Origin of the sequence: Xanthobacter autotrophicus, assembly GCF_029991245.1 — a bacterium.
Lineage (GTDB): Bacteria > Pseudomonadota > Alphaproteobacteria > Rhizobiales > Xanthobacteraceae > Xanthobacter > Xanthobacter autotrophicus_C.
The window spans coordinates 1-23067 of sequence record NZ_JAIVFO010000037.1 but is presented as its reverse complement, the minus strand read 5'-3'; the positions used below and the strand labels follow the sequence as shown (position 1 = coordinate 23067).

General features: G+C 68.8%; 18 protein-coding genes. 5 read left to right on the top strand and 13 right to left on the bottom strand.

What is annotated here, in order from left to right; all coding sequences use genetic code 11:
• The first annotated feature begins 343 nt into the window (after window positions 1-343).
• The 4 genes from K9U41_RS08850 (at window position 344) to K9U41_RS08835 (ending at window position 5668) form a co-directional block, all read left to right on the top strand.
• Window positions 344-1480: a helix-turn-helix transcriptional regulator gene (locus K9U41_RS08850; protein ID WP_282640476.1), complete on the top strand. Its 1137-nt coding sequence runs from the start codon at window positions 344-346 to the stop codon at window positions 1478-1480.
• Between the two features lie 509 nt (window positions 1481-1989).
• Window positions 1990-3705 carry a di-heme-cytochrome C peroxidase gene (locus tag K9U41_RS08845; RefSeq protein WP_282640475.1) on the top strand — a complete coding sequence of 572 codons (1716 nt, stop codon included), beginning with the start codon at window positions 1990-1992 and terminating at the stop codon, window positions 3703-3705.
• The gene (locus K9U41_RS08840) at window positions 3689-4972 is read left to right on the top strand and encodes a cytochrome P450 (RefSeq protein WP_282640474.1); all 1284 of its coding nucleotides are present in this window, start codon (window positions 3689-3691) and stop codon (window positions 4970-4972) included. Before K9U41_RS08845 ends, K9U41_RS08840 begins: the two co-directional genes overlap by 17 nt.
• 438 nt (window positions 4973-5410) lie before the next feature.
• Window positions 5411-5668: a hypothetical protein gene (locus tag K9U41_RS08835; protein ID WP_432715760.1), complete on the top strand. Its 258-nt coding sequence runs from the start codon at window positions 5411-5413 to the stop codon at window positions 5666-5668.
• 112 nt (window positions 5669-5780) lie between these two features.
• Here K9U41_RS08835 and K9U41_RS08830 read toward each other — a convergent pair whose 3' ends face one another.
• Window positions 5781-7136 (bottom strand): lytic murein transglycosylase, encoded by a 1356-nt coding sequence (locus tag K9U41_RS08830; RefSeq protein WP_282640473.1) that lies wholly within the window; start codon window positions 7134-7136, stop codon window positions 5781-5783.
• Window positions 7137-7649: 513 nt separating this feature from the next.
• Here K9U41_RS08830 and galU point away from each other — a divergent pair.
• Window positions 7650-8537, top strand: coding sequence for a UTP--glucose-1-phosphate uridylyltransferase GalU (galU, locus tag K9U41_RS08825; protein WP_282640472.1), 888 nt, complete (start codon window positions 7650-7652; stop codon window positions 8535-8537).
• An 80-nt stretch (window positions 8538-8617) separates the two neighbouring features.
• Here galU and K9U41_RS08820 read toward each other — a convergent pair whose 3' ends face one another.
• From K9U41_RS08820 to K9U41_RS08765, 12 genes are all read right to left on the bottom strand, one after another.
• Window positions 8618-12097, bottom strand: coding sequence for an indolepyruvate ferredoxin oxidoreductase family protein (locus K9U41_RS08820; RefSeq protein WP_282640471.1), 3480 nt, complete (start codon window positions 12095-12097; stop codon window positions 8618-8620).
• Window positions 12098-12417: 320 nt separating this feature from the next.
• The gene (locus tag K9U41_RS08815; RefSeq protein WP_282640480.1) at window positions 12418-13437 is read right to left on the bottom strand and encodes a nickel/cobalt transporter; all 1020 of its coding nucleotides are present in this window, start codon (window positions 13435-13437) and stop codon (window positions 12418-12420) included.
• Between the two features lie 5 nt (window positions 13438-13442).
• Complete coding sequence (locus K9U41_RS08810) at window positions 13443-14093, bottom strand: DUF1007 family protein (RefSeq protein WP_282640470.1); 651 nt, start codon at window positions 14091-14093, stop codon at window positions 13443-13445.
• 178 nt (window positions 14094-14271) lie between these two features.
• Window positions 14272-15213, bottom strand: coding sequence for a prephenate/arogenate dehydrogenase family protein (locus tag K9U41_RS08805; protein ID WP_282640469.1), 942 nt, complete (start codon window positions 15211-15213; stop codon window positions 14272-14274).
• On the bottom strand, window positions 15210-16349 hold the full coding sequence (gene hisC, locus K9U41_RS08800) for a histidinol-phosphate transaminase (protein WP_282640479.1): 1140 nt from the start codon (window positions 16347-16349) through the stop codon (window positions 15210-15212). The genes K9U41_RS08805 and hisC overlap by 4 nt, the downstream gene beginning before the upstream one ends.
• Before the next feature lie 176 nt (window positions 16350-16525).
• The gene (locus tag K9U41_RS08795; protein ID WP_282640468.1) at window positions 16526-17371 is read right to left on the bottom strand and encodes a chorismate mutase; all 846 of its coding nucleotides are present in this window, start codon (window positions 17369-17371) and stop codon (window positions 16526-16528) included.
• 150 nt (window positions 17372-17521) lie between these two features.
• The gene (locus tag K9U41_RS08790; protein WP_282640467.1) at window positions 17522-18067 is read right to left on the bottom strand and encodes a hypothetical protein; all 546 of its coding nucleotides are present in this window, start codon (window positions 18065-18067) and stop codon (window positions 17522-17524) included.
• 10 nt (window positions 18068-18077) lie between these two features.
• Window positions 18078-18455, bottom strand: a complete 378-nt coding sequence (locus K9U41_RS08785; protein ID WP_282640466.1) for a VOC family protein — start codon at window positions 18453-18455, stop codon at window positions 18078-18080.
• 51 nt (window positions 18456-18506) lie between these two features.
• Window positions 18507-19775: a 23S rRNA (adenine(2503)-C(2))-methyltransferase RlmN gene (rlmN, locus tag K9U41_RS08780; RefSeq protein WP_282640465.1), complete on the bottom strand. Its 1269-nt coding sequence runs from the start codon at window positions 19773-19775 to the stop codon at window positions 18507-18509.
• A gap of 100 nt (window positions 19776-19875) precedes the next feature.
• Window positions 19876-20808 (bottom strand): sugar kinase, encoded by a 933-nt coding sequence (locus K9U41_RS08775; protein ID WP_282640464.1) that lies wholly within the window; start codon window positions 20806-20808, stop codon window positions 19876-19878.
• 214 nt (window positions 20809-21022) lie between these two features.
• Window positions 21023-21769, bottom strand: a complete 747-nt coding sequence (locus K9U41_RS08770) for a lysozyme inhibitor LprI family protein (RefSeq protein WP_282640463.1) — start codon at window positions 21767-21769, stop codon at window positions 21023-21025.
• Between the two features lie 3 nt (window positions 21770-21772).
• Entirely contained in the window at window positions 21773-22960 is a 1188-nt protein-coding gene (locus K9U41_RS08765; protein ID WP_282640462.1) for a pyridoxal phosphate-dependent aminotransferase, read from the bottom strand.
• Window positions 22961-23067 lie beyond the last annotated feature (107 nt).

Here is a 23067-nt window from a genome sequence, read left to right as displayed (position 1 = left end):
GTTCTTCACGCTGTTCTTGTTGCCCTTGCCCTTCTCCCTTAGGGCAGCATGGAGCCCCATGGGGCAGCATCCCGCGAATGGGGGATGACCCACCCATCGGCCGTCTTGCAGCCTGAGGCGGTTGTGCAATGCTGCAATCTTAAGGAGCGTGACCGCTCCGGCGACGGCGGCATCGGGTGGCGCAGTGCGCGCCACCGTTTGTCCTCTTCCTTGCCGGTTTGCAGGAGTGAGGGTGCCAGCGCGCCACGGCTCTCGCGGGGATGAGCCACGGCGGTCCATCGGATCTGAGCGTTTCGCCCTTCCGGCCCGGCCGGCTGCGGCGCTGCGCGGAAATGGGACGGACATGGGCGATCTCGATCAATATTCCCGCCTCATCGGCGACGTGTACGAACTCAGCGGCGATCCCCAGCAGTGGGGCATCCTGCTGGAGGGGGTGACACGCTTCGTCGACGGCCGCGTCGGCCAGTTGGCGGTGTTCAGCCTGAAGCAGCAGCGCAAGCCGACCTGGCGCGTGTGGGGCCACGACCCGCAGGACTACAAGACCTTCCTTTACCGCCATGCGACGGAAGACCCCCGCCTGTCGTACATTCTCTCCAACCCCGGCCGCATCATCTGCGGCGAGGACGGGGTGGACCCCGACCAGTTCCGCGCCTCCGCCATGTTCCGCGAGGTGGTGGAGCCCATGGACCTCGAACATTCGCTGGTCTCCTATTTCGCGCAGGAGGCGGACGTGATGGCCACCGTGTGCGCCATGCGCGGCCGCGGGCAGGGGGCGTTCGGCGCCCCCGAGAAGCAGAAGCTCTCCCTCGTGGTGCCGCACCTGCGCCGGGCGTTCGAACTGTATGCGCTGCTCGACGAGGCGAAGGCCAAGGTGGGCGACATCGCCGCCGCCCTCGATATCGTCGATGCCGGCATCTTCCTGGTGGATGCGGACATGCGCGTCGCCCACGTCAACGTGGCGGGCGATGCCATGGTGAAGGAGGGCGACATCGCCCTGCGCGGCGGCAAGCTCGCCTTCCGCGACGACCGCGCCTCGCGGCAGGTGGCGGCGGCAGTGGCGCTGGCTCTGGCTGCGGCGCGGGGCGAGGCGAGCCTGCCCCATGCCGAGCACATGGAGGTGGCGCGCCCGAATTGCGACAGCGGTCCCTATCGCGTGTCGCTGCATCCCCTGCCGCTGGGCGCGGGCGCGGTGAAGCTCGCCACGCGCTCGCAGATCGCGGTGGTGGTGCGGGCGCCGGGGCGCAGCGGCACCGACGTGGCGCGCCGGCTGCAGACCACCTTCCGCCTTACCCCGTCGGAGGCGGCGCTGGGCGCGGCGCTGGCGGTGGGGGCCTCGCTCGCCGATTTCGCCCAGCAGCGCAGCGTGGCCATGTCCACGGTGCGCAGCCAGCTCAAGGCGCTGTACGAGAAGACCGACACCAACCGCCAGGGCGAGCTGGTGGCGCGCCTGCGCGAGAGCCTCGACCTGTCGCTGGTGTGAGCATGGGCGGGTGTGAGATGGGTCGTGTCCCAGTTTGAAGGTCGGCTGCTCCGACCGGGCGCACCGTGGCACCCTCTGCTGCTCCGAACCTGGCTGTTGCCGCGTTCGGTTCCCAAAAGCTGAAGCCGGAAACATCCGGCTTCAGAGCGGGGGAGGGAGTGGCGACGGTGCTCCATTTCAAACCCAGTCACGACCTGAATTGTCGCTCGCCTGACATGTCGGTGCGCGAGGCTTCGGCGTCCGGCGGCGGTGGCAATTGCGGACACCGGAGCCGGCCGGGGCCCAAGCGCGACGTCGAAGCTTGGTTCGGGCCGCTGCGGCGTGTGCAATCCGTCCGGATTGACGCGGTTCGGCTTCCAACCGGACAGTGAAACGCATTTTAATTATTATGAAACGAGACGGCTTCACCGCACCGGCACGGCCTGCCCGTGCGGACCGGCTCCAGCGGGACCGACGATGTCCCGCATCAAAGTTTGGGGGAGAAAATGCTGGGGCGAAAAGGTCTCTTTGTGATCGCGGGCATCGCGGGCTTTCTGGGCCTTGCGGCGGCCACCGACGCGATCATGTCGCGGCGGCAGGCGGTGGAGCAGGCCGGGCCGCCGAAGGTGCTGGACCAGGGCTGGTCGGACGGCATGCGCGAGCTGTTCTATTATACCTCGCAGGGTTCGCAGCTGCTCCCCTACGTCTTCCTGCGGGCGCTGGAGCAGCCGCTGTCGGACAAGCCGTTCCTTGATCCGGCGCACATCGCCGAGCTCGGTTTCCTGCCGGCGGACAAGCCCTCGCAGCTCAATCCGGACGGGCTGCCTATCGGCTTCGTGAAGGATCCGCGGCCGGCCGGGACAATGGGCCCCATGGTGGGCATGACCTGCGCTGCCTGCCATACCGCGGACATCGAGGCGAACGGCGTGCGCATCCGCATCGACGGCGGCGCGGCTGCTGCCGACTACCAGCTGTTCATGAAGCGGCTGAGCCGCGCCCTCGACAACACCTTGGCCGACCCCGCCAAGTTCCAGCGCTTCGCCGGGCGCCTGGTGGGCGTCGATCCCAAGCAGGTGCGTCCGGCGCTGGAGGCGACCGCCGCCGAGATCCGCCGTCTGGAAGCCGCGTCCTGGACGCCGGTGCCCTACGGGCGCGGCCGGCTCGACGCCTTCGGCCACATCCTCAATGCCGTGGTCGCCGACGCGCTGGGCGAGCCCGCCAACTTCCGCATGCCCGACGCCCCGGTGAGCTATCCCTTCCTGTGGACCACCCCGGCCCAGCGCTACGTGCAGTGGAACGGGGTGGCCGGCAACCCGCTCGGGCGCAATCTGGGCGAGGTGCTCGGCGTGTTCGGCCACACCAGCTTCGCCAACGGCAATCCCGCCGCCTTCTCCTCTTCCGCGCTTGCCGACAATCTGGTGGCGCTGGAAGACTGGGTGGCGGACCTGAAGCCGCCGCCGTGGCCGGAAAAAGAGCTGGGCAAGGTGGATGCGGCCAAGGCGAAGCGCGGCGCCGAGCTGTTCAAGGCCAATTGCGCCGGCTGCCACGGCGGTCCCGAGTATCGCTTCACCCCCGCCGCGGACACCGAGGGCGGGCGGCAGTGGCTGGCGGTCTCCATGGTGGACATCGCCAAGGTGAAGACCGACCCCAAGATGCTCACCAACTTCACCGGTCGCTTCGCCAGGCCCGGCCTGCTCGGCCCGCTGGTGGCCAACGCGCCGCACCTCTCCGACGGGCAGGTGCCGGCCGGCGCCGCGCTGCTGGCGGCGGTCACCGTCATCACCGAGAACAGCCTGCGCGCCCAGGGCATCACCGGCGATGCGCGCAAGCAATGGTATGGCTGGCGCTTCGCCCCGGGCAGCAGCACGCCCCAATCGGGCTGGCTGACGCCGGCGAGCTACAAGGCCGGGCCGCTGGCCGGCGTGTGGGCGACGGGGCCGTTCCTGCACAACGGTTCGGTGCCCACCATCTACGACCTGCTCTCCCCCGAGGACGAGCGGCCTGCCCGCTTCTATGTGGGCTCAAAGCAGCTCGACACCCAGAAGCTCGGCTTCGTCTCCTCTCCCGATTCGCTGCCCGAGAAGGAGCGCGAGGGGCTGTTCCTGTTCGACACCAACCTCGCGGGCAATTCCAACCGGGGCCATAGTTTCCCCGACCCCTCGGTGGCGAAGCTCTCGCCGGATGATCGCTACGCCATCATCGAATATCTCAAGATCCTGGAGGGGCCGGATGTCCGCCGCCACTGAGGGCTCCGCCAGGAGCTGTAACGGCGGGGCCTCGCCGACGCCGCTGCTCGACCGCCTCGCGGCCCTGCGCCCGGCCGAGCGCTGGCCGCTCGCCCGCGACCTCATCGCCCACGAGGCGCGCGCCTTCTTCGCCGAGCTGCGCGCCCACGCCCCCATCTATGAGACCAGCGAGGTGACGCTGATCGCGCGGCGCGCCGACGTGATCGAGGTGCTCTCGCTCCCCAAGGTGTTCACGGTGGATCTCTACAAGCCCAAGATGGGCGACTTCATGCTGGCCATGGACGAGACCATCGTGAATTACCGCGACAAGGCGGTGATGCGCGCCATCCTCGCCTTCGACGACCTGCCCAAGATCCGCGCCGTCGCCGCCGAGGTGGCGGATGCGGCGCTGGACGCCGCCGGCTGCGAGATCGAGGCGGTGCAGCAGCTCGCCCGCCACGTGCCCATGCGCATCGTGCAGCGCTGCTTCGGCATCCACGGGCCGGACCAGGACCTGCTCGACTGGTCCTATGCCAACCAGATGGACCAGTTCAACAATTTGCCCTACGACGACCGCCCCGACGCCGACGCCGTCCACCAGGCGGCGGAAGACTCGCGGGTGAAGCTGCGCACCCTGTTCGCCCAGCTGATCCCGGCGCGCATTGCGCAGATCAAGGCCGGCACCGCCCCCGACGACAGCCTGACCCGCATCCTGAGCCTGAACCTGCCGGCGGCCGACCATTTCGGCATGGACCGGGTGGTGATCAATGTGGGCGGGCTGCTCATCGGCGCCATCGAGACCACGGCGGAAGCGGTCATCAACGCGCTGGCCGAGCTGTTCGCGAGGCCCGAGGCGCTGGCCGGCGCGCGGGCGGCGGCGGAGGCGGGGGACGACGCGGCCTTCGACGGCCATGTGTGGGAAGCGCTGCGCTTCTCGCCCATCGTCGCCTTCATGTTCCGGGAGGCGGCCTCCACCATCACCATCGCCCAGGGCACCGACCGGGAGAAGGTGATCGGCAAGGGCACGGTGGTGCTGCCGCTGAGCCTGTCCGCCATGTTCGATCCGGATTTCGTGCCGGACCCGGAGGCGTTCCGGCCCGACCGGCCGTTCCACACCTACCTGCATTTCGGCTACGGCCACCACGAATGCCTCGGCCGCTATGTGGGCGGGGTGGTGATTCCGGAGATTGTGAAGCGGGTGCTGAAGCGCCCCGCCGCCCGGCCGCTGGCGCCGGTGGACATGGCCGGCACCCCGTTCCCGCAGAGCTATCGCATCGGGCTGGGGTGATTGGAGCGCTTCATCGTTTCATGGAAACGATGAAGCGCTCCAAATTCTTGAATCAGTGCATTTTATTCACGAGAACCGGTGCCCCCGATTCGCGCGAAAACGCGTTCACTTTGCTCGGATCGCGCTCTAGCTCGCCGCGGTCAGAGCCCGGCAATAACGTCGGTTCTGTGCGCGAACGTCTTCAACGGGCGTCGCTCTTTCCCGAATTGCCGGGAGCCTCTCCGTGCACCCGATGAACAAGACCTGTCGTCCCCCGAAGGAGCTGCGATCCTTTGATGTGCATCAACGACCGGTCCCTCATAGTGTACTATAAGTTACAGTTTACAGGTCGCCGCGTCGGTTCGGAGAGCCGATTTGAATAGACCCGATTTCACGCACGAATTGTGCGGTTGGCTTGTCGATATACTGATTATGCCAACCTGAACCGGGGAGGCCAGCATGCGACTTTCGATCATGCTATCCGCGTTGCTTGCGCTTGGATGTGTCACAGCCAGCACCGATACCGCCGGCGCCGTCGTGTACTGCCAGTATGTCGAGTATCCGGCCGGGTGTGTCGTGAGGCCCGGTGTTGTGCTTCGACCGCGGCCTGCGGCGCGGGCGGTGGCAACGCCCGGCGTCGGGGCGCCTGGTGTGGGGGTTCGCCCCGGAACGCCGGCAAACCGCGGCGGGCCAGTCAATCGGGCGGGCAGGCGCTAGGACCGATCGGTATTCGGGATTCCCAAAGCTGGAGAATGCTGATTCATCGGGTTCCGTGTTTTTGGAGCACGGAGCCCTGCGACGGCCGGCTTCCAGAAAGCAGCGTCGCCGCTCACTTTCTCATCTGCTGGAGCAGCTGGAGGTCGGGATAGCCGTCGGGCAGCGCCCCCGAGCGCACCTGGAAGTCCTGGATGGCCACCCGGCTCTTCTGGCCGAGGATGCCGTCCACGTTGCCGATGTCGTAGCCCATCTGGGCGAGGCGGGACTGGATCTCCTGCCGCTCGGCCTTGCTGAGGCCGCGCTCCTCCTTCGGCCAGGACTGGGCGAAGGTGCCGCCGCCCCGCAGCCGGTCGGCCAGGTGCCCGATGGCGAGGGCGTAGGCGTCGGCCGGGTTGTATTTCAGGATGGCGTCGAAATTCTTCATCATCAGGAACGCCGGCCCGTTGGCGCCGGCGGGCAACAGCAGGTAGGCGGTCTCGCCGGCGCGGGGGAAGGCGACGCCGCTCGGCCGGCGCAGGCCCATGGTGTTCCACTCGCCCAGCGTGCGCTTGATGGAGCGGTTGGCGTTGCGGTAGTCGAAGCCCTGCGGCAGCACCACCTCATAGCCCCAGGCCTTGCCGAACTCCCAGCCGTCCAGTTTCAGGTTGTTGGCGGTGGAGGCGATGATGTCGGGGATGGAATCCACCACGTTGCGCTTGCCGTCGCCGTCGAAGTCCACGGCGAAGCGCTGGAACGAGGTGGGCATGAACTGGGTGGGCCCGAAGGCGCCGGCCCACGAGCCCTTCATGTGGTCGTAGGGCACGTCGCCCTTCTCCAGGATCTGGAGGGTGGCGATGAATTCGTCGCGGAAATAGTCCTGCCGCCGGCCGATGCAGGCCAGCGTCGCAGTGGAGTCCAGCACGTTGCGCCGGCCGATGCCGTCCGGGTCGCCATAGGTGGATTCGATGCCCCAGATGGCCGTCACCGCATAGCGGTCCACGCCATAGGCCTTTTCCATCCTGTCGAAGATGGGCTTGTAGCGCTCCAGGATCTCCCGGCCCTTCTTCACCCGGGTCTCGGTCACCAGCATGTTCACATAGGCGCCGATGGGCTTGGAGAATTCCGGCTGGCTATCCATGAACTCCATGATTTTCATCTGGGGTTCGAGGTTGGCCGTGTAGCGCTCGAAGGTGCGCCGCGAGATGCCCTTCGACTGGGCCAGCGGCCACAAATTGGCGATGCAGGCGGGGAAGTTGGCCTGGGCGTCCGCCAGCGCCTGGGGCGTCATCAGCGGATGGCCGCCGTTCGCCTGCGCCGCCTGGGGCTGGCCCAGCGGCGGGAAGCCGAAGATGGAGCCCGTGGTCTGGGCCTGCGCCCGTGCCGGCGTGATCAGCGCTGCCGCCGCGAGGGCGAGCCCGGCGACGCAGACGCCCTTCGCGGTCCCCTTGAGGGCACCCTTCAGGGCACGCATGCAGGTCGTTTGAGCCATTGCCAAGCCTTCCTCCCCGGCGCGCGTCCTTCTGTCGCCGCCTGACCTCACCGATAGGCCTCTACTGGGCGGCAATATGGTTGCGTCGCGGTTAATGGATGGCAAGTTTCCCGTGGATGCCGCGGTCGGGACGGGGCTACCTGTGCAGGCCCCGGGAGCGGGGGGACAGGCCGGGGGCCGGCCTGAGAGTCACACCCCGCCTCCGATTCGCCGGCGGGAGCATGCGGTGTCCAGCCTACCCCCGGGACACCCGATCGGCCCGGTGCACCCCGGGATTGTTGTGGCCGGGTGACCATGCCCCGATTTATTTGGTGCGACGCAGCGTAGCTCAGTTGCAATGCAGCGCGGCTTGTGACGGTGTGCTAGAGCAAATGCCGGCCGGCCTGCATCGCAAGCCGGGCCATCCGCGTTCTCTTTCCTGGGGCGAGGCGGTTCCGATCCGGTCGGTGGGGCTCATCTGATCGGAGCCGGCTCTGCAATACCCGACGGTTTGGTAAAGAAGGGGCAGAATTGATGCGTCAACCCATTCGCAAGGCGATCCTTCCTGTCGCGGGTCTCGGCACCCGCTTCCTGCCGGCCACCAAGGCGGTGCCGAAGGAAATGCTCACCGTCGTGGACCGCCCGGTGGTCCAGCACGTGGTGGACGAGGCGCGCGCCGCCGGCATCGAGCACATCGTTTTCGTCACCGGCCGCAACAAGGCGGTGATCGAGGATCATTTCGACCGGCAGTTCGAGCTGGAGCGCACCCTCGAGGAGCGCGGCAAGACCAAGGAACTGGCGCAGCTCGACCGCGACACGCCGAAGCCCGGCACCACCTCCTTCACCCGCCAGCAGCTGCCGCTGGGCCTTGGCCATGCGGTGTGGTGCGCCCGCGAGATCATCGGCGACGAGCCGTTCGCGCTGCTCCTGCCCGACATGCTGCACATGCCGAAGAACGGCCAGGGCTGCCTTGCCTCCATGGTGGAGGCCTATAACGAGACCGGCGGCAACCTGGTCGCGGTCTACGAGGTGCCGGACGACCAGACCCACCAGTACGGCATCGTCGGCGTGGGCGAGGAAAAGGCCAGGGGCGCCAAGGCCATCACCCAGATGGTGGAGAAGCCCAAGGCCGGCACCGCGCCGAGCAACCTCGCCATTTCCGGCCGCTACATCCTGCAGCCGGCCATCTTCGACCTTTTGGCCAAGCAGGAGCGGGGCGCGGGCAACGAGATCCAGCTCACCGATTCCATGCTGAAGCTGAAGGAAACCGACCCGTTCTTCGCGGTGCGCTTCGACGGCGCCATCTATGATTGCGGCTCGAAGATCGGCTTCCTCATGGCGAACGTGGCCTATGCCCTGTCCCGCCCGGACATCGAGGGTGAGTTCCGCGCCGAGCTGAACGCGATGCTCGCCGGCAATTGAACCTTGGCGTTTCAGGGGCCGGCGGCGTCCGGTCCCTGAAACCGCCAATGCCGGTGTGTGCCGGCTTTCTCTTCGTCCGCCTATTCCGCCGCCACGGCGGGGGCCTGGGGCGGGGCGCGGAAGCGGGCGAGAAGCTCGGCTTCCTCCGCCTGCACCGCCGCCAGATGCCGCGCCTTCACATGGCCGAAGCCGCGGATCTTCTCCGGCAGCGTCGCGATGGCCACCGCCAGCGCGTGGCTCGCGCCGTCGAGGCCGGCGATCAACTCCTCCACCGTCTTCTCATAGGCACCGATAAGCGCCCGCTCGGTGCGCCGCTCCGCGCCGTAGCCGAACACGTCGAACGGCGTGCCGCGCAGCCCCTTCAGCTTCGCCAGCAGGCCGAAGGCCCGCATCATCCAGGGGCCCAGCGTGATCTTGCGCGGCTCGCCGGTGATGGGATCTTGCCGGGCCAGCAGCGGCGGTGCGAGGTGGAACTCGAATGTGAGGTCCCCGTCGAAGGCGGCGGCTGCCTGGGCGCGGAAGGCGCCGTCCGCATAAAGCCGGGAGACCTCGTATTCGTCCTTGTAGGCCATGAGCTTGAACAGGTTCCTGGCCACCGCCTCGGTCAGTCCGCCTCGCCCTGGGGCCTTCTGCGCCTCGGCGGCACGTACCTTCTCCACCAGCCGGGCATAGCGCTGCCCATAGGCGGCATCCTGATAGGCGGTCAGCTCGGCGACGCGGCGCGCGATCACCTCATCGAGGTTTTGCGAGAGACGGCGGGCGTCGCTGGCGGTGTCGCCCGTGGGCGTCGCCACCTTCTCCACCGCCGCCGGATCATGGGCGGCGCGGCGGCCCCACAGGAAGGCGGTCTTGTTCATGGCCACCGCCTCGCCGTTCAGCTCGATGGCCCGCTCGATGGCCTCCGCCGACAGGGGCAGGGCGCCGAACTGGTAGGCGTAGCCCACCATGAAGATGTTTTGCGCCAGGGCGTTGCCGAACAGGGCCTGGGCCAGGCGGCTGGCCTCGATGAAGTGGGTCATCTCGCTGCCCGCGAGGTCGCGGATGGTGCGCTTGATGCGCTCGGTGGGCAGCGAATAATCGGCGTTGCGGGTGAAATCGCCGGGCAGCACCTCATGGGTGTTCACCACCACGATGGTCTTGCCCGGCTTCACCGCCGCCAGCACCTTCTTGGTGCCCGCCACCACCAGGTCGCCGCCCAGCACCACGTCCGCCCCCCGCGCCGGCACGCGGATGGCGGTGATGTCGGCGGGATCGTTGGCGAGGCGGATGTGGCTGTAGACGGCGCCGCCCTTCTGGGCGAGGCCGGCCATGTCGATCATGCCGCAGGCCTTGCCTTCCAGATGCGCCGCCATGCCGAGGATGGCGCCGATGGTGACCACGCCGGTGCCGCCGACGCCGGTGGCGATGATGCCGTAGGTGCCATGGATCTCAGGATGGGCCGGCTCCGGCAGCGCCGGCCAGTCCCCCGCCACGCCGGCCGCGCCCGCCGCCTTTTTGGGCTTGGCCCCCTTCACGGTGACGAAGGAGGGGCAGAAGCCGTTCACGCACGAGAAGTCCTTGTTGCAGGAGGACTGGTCGATCTCCCGTTTGCGGCCCCATTCGGTTTCCAGCGGCTGCACCGAGACGCAGTTGGACTTCACGCCGCAATCGCCGCAGCCCTCGCACACCCGCTCATTGATGAGCACGCGCTTGTCCGGGTCCGGATACTGGCCGCGCTTCCTGCGGCGACGCTTCTCGGAGGCGCAGGTCTGGTCGTAGATCAGCACGGTGACGCCTGGAATGGCCGCCAGCTCCCGCTGCACGGCCTCCAGTTCGTCCCGGTGGTGGATGGTGAGGCCGGTGGGCCAGTGGGTGCCCGGTGCATACTTGCCCGGCTCGTCGGTGACCACCACCACCCGCTCCACGCCCTCCGCCGCCACCTGTCGGGCGATGACGGGCACGGTGAGGTCGCCGTCGTGCTTCTGGCCGCCGGTCATGGCCACCGCGTCGTTGAACAGGATCTTGTAGGTGACGTTCACCTTGGCGGCGCAGGACGCGCGCAGGGCCAGATAGCCCGAATGGTTGTAGGTGCCGTCGCCCAGATTCTGGAACACGTGGGGCCGCTTGGAGAAGGAGGATTCGCCGATCCAGTTGGCGCCCTCGCCGCCCATCTGGGTGAAGCCGGTGGTCTCCCGGTCCATCCACTGCACCATGTAGTGGCAGCCGATGCCGGCATAGGCGCGCATGCCCTCCGGCACCTTGGTGGAGGAATTGTGCGGGCAGCCGGAGCAGAAATAGGGGATGCGGGTGGCCACGTCCGAGGTGGCGGCCAGCACCCTTTGGGCCTCCTCCAGCTCGGCGACGTGGGCCGCGATGTCCGGGATATGGCCATAGGCGAGCAGCCGGCGGCCGAGCTGGATGGCGATGTCGTTGGGGTCGAGGGCTCCCTTCACCGGGAACAGCCAGCGGCCCTCCTCGTCCTTCTTGCCGATGCAGACGGGCTGGTTGGCGGTGCCGTACAATTCCTCGCGCACCTGCACCTCGATGAGGGAGCGCTTTTCCTCCACCACCATGATGAGGTCGAGGCCCCGGGCAAATTCCTTCAGCCCCTCCGTCTCCAGTGGCCACGGGCAGGCCACCTTCCAGATGCGGATGCCGAGATCGTTGGCGCGCACCTCGTCGATGCCCAGCTCGTCCAGCGCGAGGCGCACGTCCAGATAGGACTTGCCCACGGTGGCGATTCCGATGCGCGGCCGCGATCCGCCGGAGGTGATGAATCGATTGAGCCTGTTGGCGCGCAGGAAGTGCAGCACGGCGTCGCGCTTGTATTCCTGGAGCCGCTCCTCCTGCGCCAGCGGCGTGTCGCCGAGGCGGATGTTCAGCCCGCCGGGGGGCATCTGGAAGCCCAGCGCCGGCTCGATGCGCACCCGCTCCAGCCGCCCGTCCACGATGCCGGTGCTCTCGATGGTGTCCTTCACCGCCTTCAGGCCCACCCAGGCGCCGGAGAAGCGGGACAGCGCCCAGCCATAAAGGCCGTAGTCGATGATCTCCTGCACCCCGGCCGGGTTGAGCACCGGGATCATCACGTCGACGAAATGGAATTCGCTCTGGTGGGCGGTGGTGGAGCTTTCGCAGGTGTGGTCGTCGCCCATGAGGGCGAGCACGCCGCCGTGGCGGGAGGTGCCCGCATTGTTGGCGTGGCGGAATACGTCGCCGGAGCGGTCCACCCCCGGACCCTTGCCGTACCACAGGCCGAACACGCCATCGAACTTGCCCTCGCCGCGCAGCTCGGCCTGCTGGGACCCCCACAGCGCGGTGGCGGCCAGATCCTCATTGAGGCCGGACTGGAACTTGATGTCGTTGGCCTTCAGGATCTTTTCGGCGCGCAGGAACTGCTGGTCGAGCCCGCCCAGGGGTGAGCCGCGATAGCCGGTGACATAGCCAGCGGTATTGAGGCCGGCGCGGCGGTCGCGCTCCTTCTGCATCAGCGCGAGGCGCACCAGCGCCTGAGTCCCCGAGACGAAGACGCGGTCCTGGGCGAGGTCGTATTTGTCGTCGAGCGAGACGGGCGTCAGGGCCATGGGCGCCTCCGGAGCGGGCGCGGCTCAGACGGAGTCAAACCGTCGCAGCCGTTCGACCTTAGGCTGGCATGGAGTGTCGCACCCCGCAATTTCGTTGTTGCAACTCAAGGCGCAACGAAATTGCTCAAAACACGGGCGTGGCGAATTTTGGCGCATCGCGGCATAGGGCTGACGGCGATGCAACATTGATCAAGCCCGCGCGGCGCCCGGTTCCGGCCATTGCCGGAGCCGGTCTTAAGATACCCAACTCGGGACCCACCGAGTTGGGAGGCGTACCCATGGCATCGGTCGAAGACCGGGGCCGACGGCATTATTCGGGCTCACCCCGGCAGCAGGCGTTCGCTTTCCAGATAGCCGGTGAGCAGGGCGAAGCCGAACGCCATCACCAGCAGCGCGGCCCCCAACTCCACGCCGAGGCCCAGCAGCACCGCCCGCCGGTCGCCGCGTCCGGCGAGCCGCACGGCGAGGCGCTTGCCATAGACCGCGATGGCGGCGATGAGCGTCACCATCAGCGCCGTGCCGAGGCCCATGGCGAAGGCGGAGGCGATGCCGCTGGCAAATACCCCCTGCGACAGGGCGAAGGTGAGCACCAGGATGGCGCCCGAGCACGGCCGCGCCCCGGCGGAAACCACCGCCACCGCGGCCCGTTTCCAACCGCCCTTGCCTTCCAGCAGGGCCGGGTCGGGCGCGTGGACATCGCCGCAGTCGCAATCGGCGCCGTGGGCATGGACGCTCTCGCCCCGCGCCGCAGCAACCAGCGCCCGGCCCTTCACGATCGCGAGATAGAGGCCGAACACGCCGATGCCGCCATAGGCCACGATCTCCACCCAGTTCATGGCCTGCGCCATGGACACGGCGGTGGCATTCAGCGCCAGCGCCAGCACGCCGACAAAGGCGACGGCAACAATGGCCTGCACCATGCCCGAGGCCAGCGCCAGCACGGCGCCGCGCTTCAGCGTGCCGCCGTCGGCCAGCAGATAGGAGGAAATGACCGCCTTGCCGTGGCCCGGGCCGGCGGCATGGAACACGCCGTAGGCGAAGGACAGGCCGGCAAGGAGGAAGGTGGCATTGCCATCCTGCTTGCTGGCGCGCACCGCCTGCACCAGGGCGCGATAGAATTCCGCCTGCTTGGCGAGGATGAAGCCGGCAATTCCGGTGGGCTGGGCCGCGCCGCCGAGGCCGAAGGGCGTCGCCTTGGGCGCCCCGAAGCCCTGCGCGAAGGCGAGGTCCGGATAGAGCACCAGCGCCGCCAGCAGGGCGAAGACGAGGGCTGCCACCACCGCCAGCAGCGCCATGGCGAGCCAGCGCAGGGGCCGCCTGGCCACCTCTTTCACGGCCATTTGGCTCACGGGCACTTCACCGTGATCTTGTCGGCGAACTTTGCGCCATAGGTGCTGGCCGAGGTGAGATTGGAGAAGAAGGCTTCGTTCAGCGTCCCGCTCGCCGGCGGCTCCGGGGAGATCACCTCCGGGGTGCAGCCGGCCGGCGCGGAAACGAGCTTCACCGGTTCCTTCTCGTTGAAGGAGAAGGAGACGAAGGCGGTGGGATCGTAGATCTCGAGGGAGGTCGTTCCCTTCGCCGCCACCGGCTTTTCCAGCGGCAGGGTGAAGTGAAGGGTGAGCAGCTCGTTCTCGTAGGTCAGGAAATAGTCGGTGGGGTCCTTGAAGGCGAGCTTTGCGGTCGCCGTCTTGCCCACGACGAAATAATTGTATTCCTTCAGGGAGGTAACGTTCACCTCGGCGAGGGGCTTGAGCACATCGTCGCCGTAGCTGCCGTCCTTCTGCTTTTCCATGCCCTGCAGGGCGAAGGCGGAGAAGGCGTCGTCGAAGGCCCAGATCTGCTTGACCGCGGCGAGGTTGCCGCTGGCATCATAGACCAGCTCGCTCCTCATGGTGACCCACACATGGGGGTGCGCCTGCGCCGGGCGTGGCGCCAGAGCGGCGAACAGGAGCGCGGTCACAAGGCTCAGGGCGACCGTCACGGTGCGCGGCGTCATCGGCAATCGTCCTCGTTCACCGGCCCGTCGATGCGGCTCCTGCGGAGGCATCCCCGAATCCGGGCCGGGTCTCACCTTGCCCCGGACTTCGGCGGAAGCGTGGCACGCCCCAGTGGCACAGTTTCTTGCCGATGGCGTGACAGGGGCGCCTGCCGCACGGTGATTGCCTTGCCCGGTCTCAGCTCTGCTCGTGCTTCGGCTTTTCCGCGGCGCGGCGGCCGAAATCGGGGGCGGCGGTTTCCTGGCCCTGCTCGATGATGGAGCGGCGGATGGCCCGGGTCCGGGTGAAATGCTCGAACAGGGCGTCGCCGTCGCCGTAGCGGATGGCGCGCTGGAGGGCGGTGAGGTCTTCCGTGAAGCGGCCGAGCATCTCCAGCACCGCCTCGCGGTTGGCGAGGAACACGTCGCGCCACATGGTGGGATCGGACGAGGCGATGCGGGTGAAGTCGCGGAAGCCGCCGGCGGAGAACTTGATCACCTCGGAGGTCAGCGTCTCCTCCAGTTCCGCCGCCGTGCCCACAATGTTGTAGGCGATGAGGTGCGGCACATGGCTGGTGATGGCGAGCACCAGATCGTGGTGCTGGGCGCTCATGGTCTCCACGTTCGCCCCCGCCGCCCGCCACAGGGCGACGATGCGCTCCACGGCTGCCGGATCGGCCCCCTCCGGCGGGGTGACGATGCACCAGCGGTTCTCGAACAGGGTGGCAAAGCCGGCGTCGGGGCCGGAAAATTCCGTGCCCGCAACGGGATGGGCCGGCACCAGATGGGCATGGGCCGGCACGAAGGGGGCCATGGCCTCCACCACCGAGGCCTTCACCGAGCCCACGTCCGAGAGGATGGCGCCGGGCTTCAGGTGCGGCCCCACCTCGGCTGCCACGGCGCCGGAGGCGCCCACGGGCACGCAGGCGATGACGATATCGGCGTCGATCGCGGCCTCGGCGGCGCTCTGGGTCACCTCGTTGGCAAAGCCCAGCTCGCGCACGCGGGCGCAGACGGCGGCGTCGCTATCGGCCACCACGATGGTGCCGGCGAGGTGCTTCTCACGTGCCGCGCGGGCCAGCGACGAGCCGATAAGCCCCGCCCCGATGATGGCGAGGCGGGGAACGAGGGGGCGGATCACTTGTCGTTCCCCGCCGTTTCCTTGCCGGCCGAATCCGTGCCCGACATGAAGTCGGCGAGGGCGGCCACCACCAGGTGGTTGGCCTCCTCCGTCCCCACCGTCATGCGCAGGGCATGCGGCAGTCCGTAGGACGCCACCTGGCGCAGCACCAGGCCGCGCTTCATGAGGAAGGCATCCGCCTCCTTCGCCGTGCGGCCGGGGGTGTCGGGGAAGTGGATGAGCAGGAAGTTGGCGACGGAGGGCGTGACCTTCAGGCCCAGCCCCTCGATCTGCTCCGTCAGCCACGGCAGCCAGCGCGCGTTGTGCGCCACCGCCTTCTCCACATGGGCGGCATCCGCGATGGCGGCGGCGCCGGCGAGCAATGCCGGGGTGTTCATGTTGAACGGGCCGCGCACCCGGTTCATGGCGTCGATCACATGGGCCGGGCCCACCGCCCAGCCGATGCGCAGGGCGGCGAGGCCGTGGATCTTGGAAAAGGTCCGGCTCATCAGCACGTTGTCGGCGGTGAGCGCCAGCTCCAGCCCGGTCTCGTAGTCGTTGCGGCGGACATATTCCGCATAGGCCGCGTCCAGCACCAGGAGCACGTTGGCGGGCAGGCCGGCATGCAGGCGGCGCACCTCGTCGAACGGCAGGTAGGTGCCGGTGGGATTGTTGGGATTGGCAAGGAAGACGAGGCGCGTCCGCGGCGTCACCAGCGCGAGGATGGCGTCCACGTCGGCGGTCAGGTCGCGCTCCCTGGCGACCACCGGGGTGCCGCCGGCGGCCAGCGTCGCGATCTTGTAGACGAGGAAGCCGTGCTCGCTGAAGATCACCTCGTCGCCCGGCCCCACATAGGTGTGGGCCACGAGGTTCAGGATCTCGTCCGAGCCGGCGCCGCAGATGATGCGCGCGGGATCGAGCCCATAGGCCGTGGCGATGGCCTGCCGCAGCACGGTGGCGGAGCCGTCCGGATAATCCTCCAGCTTGCGGCCGGCCTCGGCAAAGGCGGCCACCGCCTTCTCGCTCGGGCCGAGGGGGGTCTCGTTGGAGGAGAGCTTGAAGACCTTTTCCACCCCGGGGGCGTGGCTCTTGCCGGGCACATAGGCCTCGATGGCGAGCACGCCGGGCCGCGGCTGCGGACGGCCGGGAGCGGGGATCGGGTCTTTCAGCACGGCGGACATCTCAACATACTCCAGAACCTGACGGATCGGGCCGCCCGGCGGCCCTTGCCCTCGACCAAAGGCCCGAGAGCCTGACACGCGGACCTTTGGTCTGATCCCGCGCGGCTTGGGCGAACCCACCTGGCGCCGGTCGGAAACCGGGGGCGATGGGTTTACGTCTCTGCCCCCACCTTGTGGATGGCGGCATGGCTGCCCACTTCGGCGACGGCGCGTATGCCGACACCGGCTTCGGTCAGGGCCGCGATCACCTCGTCCACGGCGTGGCCGGGGGGCAGGGAGGTGAGGAGCGCCGCGCCATCAAGAGCCTCATCGGGCGCCACCACCACCTCGGCGAAGGCGGGTATGCCACGCCCCGCCGCCGCGCTCCATCCCGTGACGCGCAGCGAATAGACGCGGACCTCGCGCACGGCGGCATCGTCGATGGGGTGGGAGACCACGAATACCGGCAGCCCGGCGGGATGGTCCGCCCGCTCCACGAACGGCAGGCGGGCGATGATCTTGGGGGCGCCCTCGGCCTCCAGCGCGGTCCACCACGGGTCGCCGGCGCTGGGGGCGGCAGCCGCGATGAGGCCGAGATCGCCTTTTGAGCCCTTGACCGCGTCGATCACCCCCCGCGCGCCCATGTGGGGCACGAACGGCACGGTGAAGCCGAAATGGAAGCGGGCGCTGTCGCGCATGGCCGGCTCGCCCACCGCGAGGTCGGCGTGGACGCAGTAGGGCGCCTGCACATAGGTGAAGGTGGCGATGATGACGCGCCAGATGCTCTCCACCGTGTCGAGGGGCAGCAGGCCGTCGTGGCGCTCCACCAGCCGGCGCATCATGTCGGCCTCGCGGGCCGGGCGGAAGGCGGAGCCGCTCTCCGCGCCTGCGGTGCGCTTCACCTGCACCAGGCGGTCGATGATCGCGCTGCGCTCCATGAGGAGGCGGTGCATGGCCTCGTCGATGCGGTCGATCTCGGCGCGCAGGTCGGCGAGCGAAAGCGGGGTTTGGGTTTGCATCTTGGCGTTCGCGCGGCTGGGAGGGGGAGCCTTAGCCGGAACGGCGCGGGGAATCAAAGGATTGTTGGCGCGGGGCCGGAATGCGCCTGTTCCCCCGCATAGGCGCCGGGGACGGGATTAAGGCGGTTGAAGGTTTCAAAATACCTGCCGTCATTGCGGCGGTGGCAGGATGGCGGGCGGCCGATCGTCGGTTCGCACTGGCGCGGGGGGCGGCGGCAGCCGGGCCGCCCGCTCTGCCGGCGACTGCAGAATCGGCTTGAAGAAGCCGGCCGTGGAGCCCGCGACCAGCCAGTAGGTGAGGCCGGCGGCAAGGCCTGCCGCCACGATGTAGAAGGGATCGCCCGTCACCGGCGGCGCATCCGGACCGCCGGCGAACAGCTGCGCGCCGATGAGGGCGGAGACGACCCCGTTCGCCGCGTGGAACATCCATGAGCGCACCGCGAAGGCTTCCGAGAACAGGATGCCGATGGCCGCCACCAGCCACATGAGCAGCACCAGGAGCACCACGACGGTTCCTGCCACCACGATGGCCACCACGACACCGAGGCCCGCCGTCTCGGATCCCTCCGGGGCCTCGAACAGGCTCCCGATGCGCCATTCGCCGATCAGGATCACGATGGCCCCCGCGATCACCGCGGCAAGGTAGCCGAGCGGCACCAGGAGGAAGCGCAGCAGCAGGCGGGCGAGGTTGTCCATTGGCTTTGCGTCAGTCCGGAAGGTGGCAGACGGCTTCCACATTGTGGCCGTCGGGATCGAAGACGAAGGCGCCGTAATAATCAGGGTGGTAATGGGGGCGCAGCCCCGGCGGGCCGTTGTCGCGCCCGCCGGCGGCCAGGGCGGCGGCGTGGAAGGCATCCACCGCAGCCCTGTTCCGTGCGGCGAAGGCCACATGGATATGGCCCGTCGCCACCGGCGCGGCGCCGATCCAGAATTCCGGCTTGCCGGCGCCGAAGCCCAGATAGGCGTGGCCGCCCGGCGGGTTCGTTTCCATCACGATGCCGTAGCCGAGCGGGGCCAGCGCGGCCAGATAGAAGGCGCGCGAGCGCTCCAGATCGCGCACGAAGATGCCTATGTGGTCCAGCATGGTGGCCTCCCGCAGCTCTTTACGCTCGAAAACGACCCGACCGGGGGAACCCTATTCGTCCTGCGCCATCATGGCGCGTAAGGCGAGGCGCTCGCGGGCCGAAAGCTTCTCGCTCTCGCTCTTCAATTGCCCGCAGGCGGCGAGGATGTCGCGACCGCGCGGCGTGCGCACCGGGCTCGCATAGCCGGCGCGGAACACGATGTCCGAGAAGCGCTCGATGGTCTCCCAGTCGGAGCATTCATACTGCGTGCCCGGCCAGGGGTTGAAGGGGATCAGGTTGATCTTGGCCGGCACCCCTTCCAGCAGCTTCACCAGCGCCTTGGCGTCGGCGGGGCTGTCGTTGACGCCCTTCAGCATCACATATTCGAAGGTGATGCGCTTGGCGTTGGAGGCGGCGGGATAGGTGCGGCAGGCCTCCATCAGCTCGGCGATGGGGTATTTCTTGTTGATGGGCACCAGCTCGTCGCGCAGCTTGTCGCGCACCGCGTGGAGCGAGATGGCGAGCATGGGGCCGACCTCGGCGCCCAGCCGCTCGATCTCCGGCACCACGCCGGAGGTGGACACCGTGATACGCCGCCGGCCGAGGCCGAGGCCGTCGCCGTCCGAAAGGGTCTCGATGGCTTCCTTCACGCTGTCATAGGCGTAGAGCGGTTCGCCCATGCCCATGAACACGATGTTGGTGACCAGCCGGTCGCCCTCGGTGGGCAGGCCGGGACCCGTCGCGCGGTCGCGTCCGGGATAGTCGCCGAGGCGGTCGCGGGCCACCATCACCTGGGCCACGATCTCGGCGGCCGTCAGGTTGCGGACCAGGCGCTGGGTGCCGGTGTGGCAGAACGAGCAGTTGAGCGTGCAGCCCACCTGGCTGGAGACGCAGAGCGTGCCCCGGTCGCTCTCGGGGATATAGACGGTCTCGATATCGTGGGGCCGCTCGCCCGGCTGGTCGGCCGGAAAACGCAGCAGCCACTTGCGGGTGCCGTCCTGGGACACCTGCTCCATCACGATCTCCGGCCGCGCCAGCGAATAGGCAGCGGTCAGATCTGCGCGCAGGTGCTTGGAGACGTTGGTCATCTCCGCGAAATCGGTGGCGCCGCGCAGATAGATCCAGTGCCAGAGCTGGTTCACCCGCATGCGCCGGTCGGAGCCGCGCACGCCGATGGCGTCGAGCGCCGCACCCAGCCGATCCCGGTCGAGGCCGATGAGGGAGGGCAAGGTCGCGGGATCAGCGGCGGTGGGCACAGGCGCGCCCGCGCCGGTGGCTGCGGGAGGCGCAGCTTCAGGCGCAGAAGTGGTTTCGGTCGCGGTTTCGGGCGTGGACATCATGGGGTCACACATAATGCCTTCGGCCCGCGCTTTCCACTTGGAGAATGCAGGGCAGGCCCCGGACCCGCGCAGGACGCCCGTCTCTGGGCCCGCGGGAGCCTCAGTGCGCCCGCACGCCCTCCTGGGCGGCGCGGGGGATGATGGCGCCGCGGTGCATGATCACCTCCGCCGCAAGCCGATGGCCGGCGCGGGCGGCATCCTCGGGGCTGGCACCCTGCAGCCGCGCGGCGAGATAGCCGGCATTGAAGCTGTCCCCGGCACCGGTGGTGTCGAGGGGGGCAACCGCACGCTCCACCGGCACCTCCACCGTGCGCCCGTCCGCGTGGACGAGGGCCCCGGCTGCGCCGTTCTTCACCACCACCTCGGTCAGGCCGTAGGTGGTCATGCGCGCGATGGTGGCGGCGGGCGAGGCGTCGCCCCACAGGATCACCTCGTCCTCGAAGGTGGGCAGGGCCATGGACGAGCGCTTCAGTGCCTCGGCGAACACGGTGCGCGCGCGGTTGAGGTCGCCGGCCCAGTTGCGCGGGCGGAAATTGCCGTCGAAGACCCGCAGGGTCTGGCTCTGCGTGGTGCTTCCCGCCATCTCCAGCGCCGCGAGGAAGCGGCCAAGCCCCTGGTTGGAATAGAGCGACAGGGTGATGCCGGAGAAATAGACGGCGCGCGCCCCCACCAGCGTCGCCGCCACCTGCTGCCAGCCTTCGGCCTCGAACAGGGTGCGGGCGGGGGCGGTGTCGCGCCAGTAATTGAAGCTGCGCTCGCCGGCCTCGTCGGTGGTGATGAGATAGAGCCCCGGCACCCGGCCCCTGAGGCGGGGCACGAGGCTCATGTCCACCCCTTCGGCGGCGCCGAGGGCGAGGATTTCGGAGGAGAAGGTGTCGTCGCCGAGCGCGGTGGCATAGGCCACGTCCACGCCGGCCCGGGCAAGATAGACCGCGGTGTTGAACGTGTCGCCGCCATAGGCGAGGCCGAACCGGCCGTCCGAGCCGCGGGCCAGTTCCACCATGACCTCACCCACACAAACCACCTTGGACACAAGCGCCTCCGCTGCCTTTCCCCCCGCCAGTGGGACCCTAGCAACACCTGGGCGGCGGCCAAATCGTTTTATTGTATTTTGAACCACCCGCCGCGGGTGAGCACGTCTCCCGGCCCAGCGCCCGTCCGGCGTCGGCCTCTCACCGGTAAATCCGTGTGGTCGCTCCAAGAATGCGCTTCCGTCCGATGAGGGTTGTGGCGGGACCGGTGCCGGCTCACTCCACCAGCGGAGGCACGGTGTGGGTCCAGGTTCCCGGGCGGTCCTGGGGACCTTGGGCAGGGGCGCCCGCCGCGCCTGGGGCCGGCGGACGGCCATAACGGGCGCGCAGTTCGCCGGCGCGGCGGGTGTTGGCCTCGATGAGGCACAGGGCGCGCTGCTCGAAATTGCCGATGCCCCGCGGTCCCTCGAACGGGGCGACGCTCTGGCAGTCGAAATTGCGGTAGAGCAGGAAGCGGGACTGGGCCTCGTCCAGCATGGTCTTCCACCGCGCGCGCTGGACGCCCTGCAGGTCGGCCCGCGCCTCGATGACGGTGAAGGCGTTGGAAAGCTCCACCTCCAGCGCCTGCTCCGAGGTGCGGGTGGCCTCGAACAGGCAGCGGTTATATTGCCCGCCGGAAATCTTCTCCTTCGGGCAGGCCGGGGTTCCGGACCAGCGCTCGGGGCCGGGCGGCGTCCCGCGCCGGTCGGCGGCAGACGTGGTGGCGGACTTGGCGGGAGATGTGGCGGAGTGCACCGGCTCGGCGGTGGTCTCGGGCGCCGCCGGAGCCGTGGTCGTCGTGTCGTCCGGCGCCGGCAGGGCGGGCCAGGCGCCGGCCAGGCCGTCCGCAGGCACCGGCTGCGACAGTCCGGGCGGCACGGGCGGATCCGGCGGCGGGGCGATGGCCAGCATGATGAGCGGGCTCAGCGCGAGCGCGAGGACGGCCAGGCCAAGCCATCGCCCCCGCGCGTTCCGCGCCGCCACGCCTCAGGCCACCTTGCGGTTGGCGGCGAGGAAGTCGCCCATGCGCGCCAGCGCCGCGGCGATATTCTCCCGCGAGGTGGCGTAGGACAGCCGCAGGTAGCCTTCGCCGTGCACGCCGAAATCCGGCCCGCCGATGACCGCGACGCCCGCCTCCTCCAGCAAGGCGGAGGCCAGCTTCTTGGCCTCGCTCCAGCCGGTGCCGGAGACGTTGGGGAAGGCGTAGAAGGCACCCTTGGGTGTCGCGCAGCGCACGCCCGGCAGGGCGTTCAGCCCCTCCACCACCATGCGGCGGCGGGCGTCGAACTCGGCCGTCATAGCCTCCACCGCGTCCTGCGGGCCTTCAAGGGCGGCGATGCCGGCATATTGGGTGGCGGCGTTCACGCAGCTCCAGCAATTGACCGCGAGCTTGCGCACCTTGTCGTAGAGATCCTTCGGCCAGATGGAATAGCCCAGGCGCCAGCCGGTCATGGCATAGGTCTTGGACCAGCCGTTGAGCAGGATCAGCCGGTCGCGGATCTCGGGGTAGGCCAGAAGGGTGCGGTGTTCCTCGCCGTCGAACAGGAAGCGGTCGTAGATCTCGTCGGACATCAGCGCCACATGGGGGTGGGCGGCGAGGCCCTGCACCAGCTTGTCGATCTCGGAAGCCGGCGTGACGCCGCCGGTGGGATTGGCCGGCGAGTTGATGATGATGAGGCGCGTGCGCGGCGTGATCAGCGCCAGCGTCTCCTCGGCGGAAAAGGCGAAGCCGTTGGCCTCGCGGATCGGCACCGGGATGGGGGTGGCGCCGGTGTGCTCGATCATGGAGCGGTAGATGGGGAAGCCGGGGTCCGGATAGAGGATCTCCGCCCCCGGCTCCCCGAACAGGCGGATGGCGGCATACATGGTGACCTTGCCGCCGGGCATGATCATCACCAGGTCCGGGTCCACCGCCACGCCGTAGCGGCGGTTGAGGTCGGCGGCCACCGCCTCGCGCAGGGGCAGGATGCCGACGGAGGGGGTATAGCCGTGCTGGCCGTCGCGGAGCGCCTTCACGGCGGCCTCGACGATATGGTCCGGGGTGCGGAAGTCCGGCTGGCCGATGCCCAGGTTGAGGATGGACCGCCCTTGCCCGGCCAGCGCCGTGGCGCGCGCCAGCACGGCGAAGGCGTTCTCCTCGCCGATGCGGTCGAAGGGGGCGGTGGTGGTCAGCATGGTGGGCTTCCTTGGGCGGACTTCCTTGGGATGACGCCGGCGCGGCCGGCCCCCCGCCCGGCATCTGGCGCGCCGCTCGGCGGGGGAGGCACTGGATAGCAAAGATG

What these genes read in the sequence shown, in the direction of transcription:
- K9U41_RS08810 (WP_282640470.1), bottom strand. Translation starts at nt 14,093, where the DNA reads ATGACGCCGCGCACCGTGACGGTCGCCCTGAGCCTTGTGACCGCGCTC.
- K9U41_RS08820 (WP_282640471.1), bottom strand. Translation starts at nt 12,097, where the DNA reads ATGGCCCTGACGCCCGTCTCGCTCGACGACAAATACGACCTCGCCCAG.
- K9U41_RS08830 (WP_282640473.1), bottom strand. Translation starts at nt 7,136, where the DNA reads ATGGCTCAAACGACCTGCATGCGTGCCCTGAAGGGTGCCCTCAAGGGG.
- K9U41_RS08815 (WP_282640480.1), bottom strand. Translation starts at nt 13,437, where the DNA reads ATGGCCGTGAAAGAGGTGGCCAGGCGGCCCCTGCGCTGGCTCGCCATG.
- galU (WP_282640472.1), top strand. Translation starts at nt 7,650, where the DNA reads ATGCGTCAACCCATTCGCAAGGCGATCCTTCCTGTCGCGGGTCTCGGC.
- rlmN (WP_282640465.1), bottom strand. Translation starts at nt 19,775, where the DNA reads ATGATGTCCACGCCCGAAACCGCGACCGAAACCACTTCTGCGCCTGAA.
- K9U41_RS08785 (WP_282640466.1), bottom strand. Translation starts at nt 18,455, where the DNA reads ATGCTGGACCACATAGGCATCTTCGTGCGCGATCTGGAGCGCTCGCGC.
- K9U41_RS08790 (WP_282640467.1), bottom strand. Translation starts at nt 18,067, where the DNA reads ATGGACAACCTCGCCCGCCTGCTGCTGCGCTTCCTCCTGGTGCCGCTC.
- K9U41_RS08835 (WP_432715760.1), top strand. Translation starts at nt 5,411, where the DNA reads ATGCGACTTTCGATCATGCTATCCGCGTTGCTTGCGCTTGGATGTGTC.
- K9U41_RS08850 (WP_282640476.1), top strand. Translation starts at nt 344, where the DNA reads ATGGGCGATCTCGATCAATATTCCCGCCTCATCGGCGACGTGTACGAA.
- K9U41_RS08840 (WP_282640474.1), top strand. Translation starts at nt 3,689, where the DNA reads ATGTCCGCCGCCACTGAGGGCTCCGCCAGGAGCTGTAACGGCGGGGCC.
- K9U41_RS08765 (WP_282640462.1), bottom strand. Translation starts at nt 22,960, where the DNA reads ATGCTGACCACCACCGCCCCCTTCGACCGCATCGGCGAGGAGAACGCC.
- K9U41_RS08795 (WP_282640468.1), bottom strand. Translation starts at nt 17,371, where the DNA reads ATGCAAACCCAAACCCCGCTTTCGCTCGCCGACCTGCGCGCCGAGATC.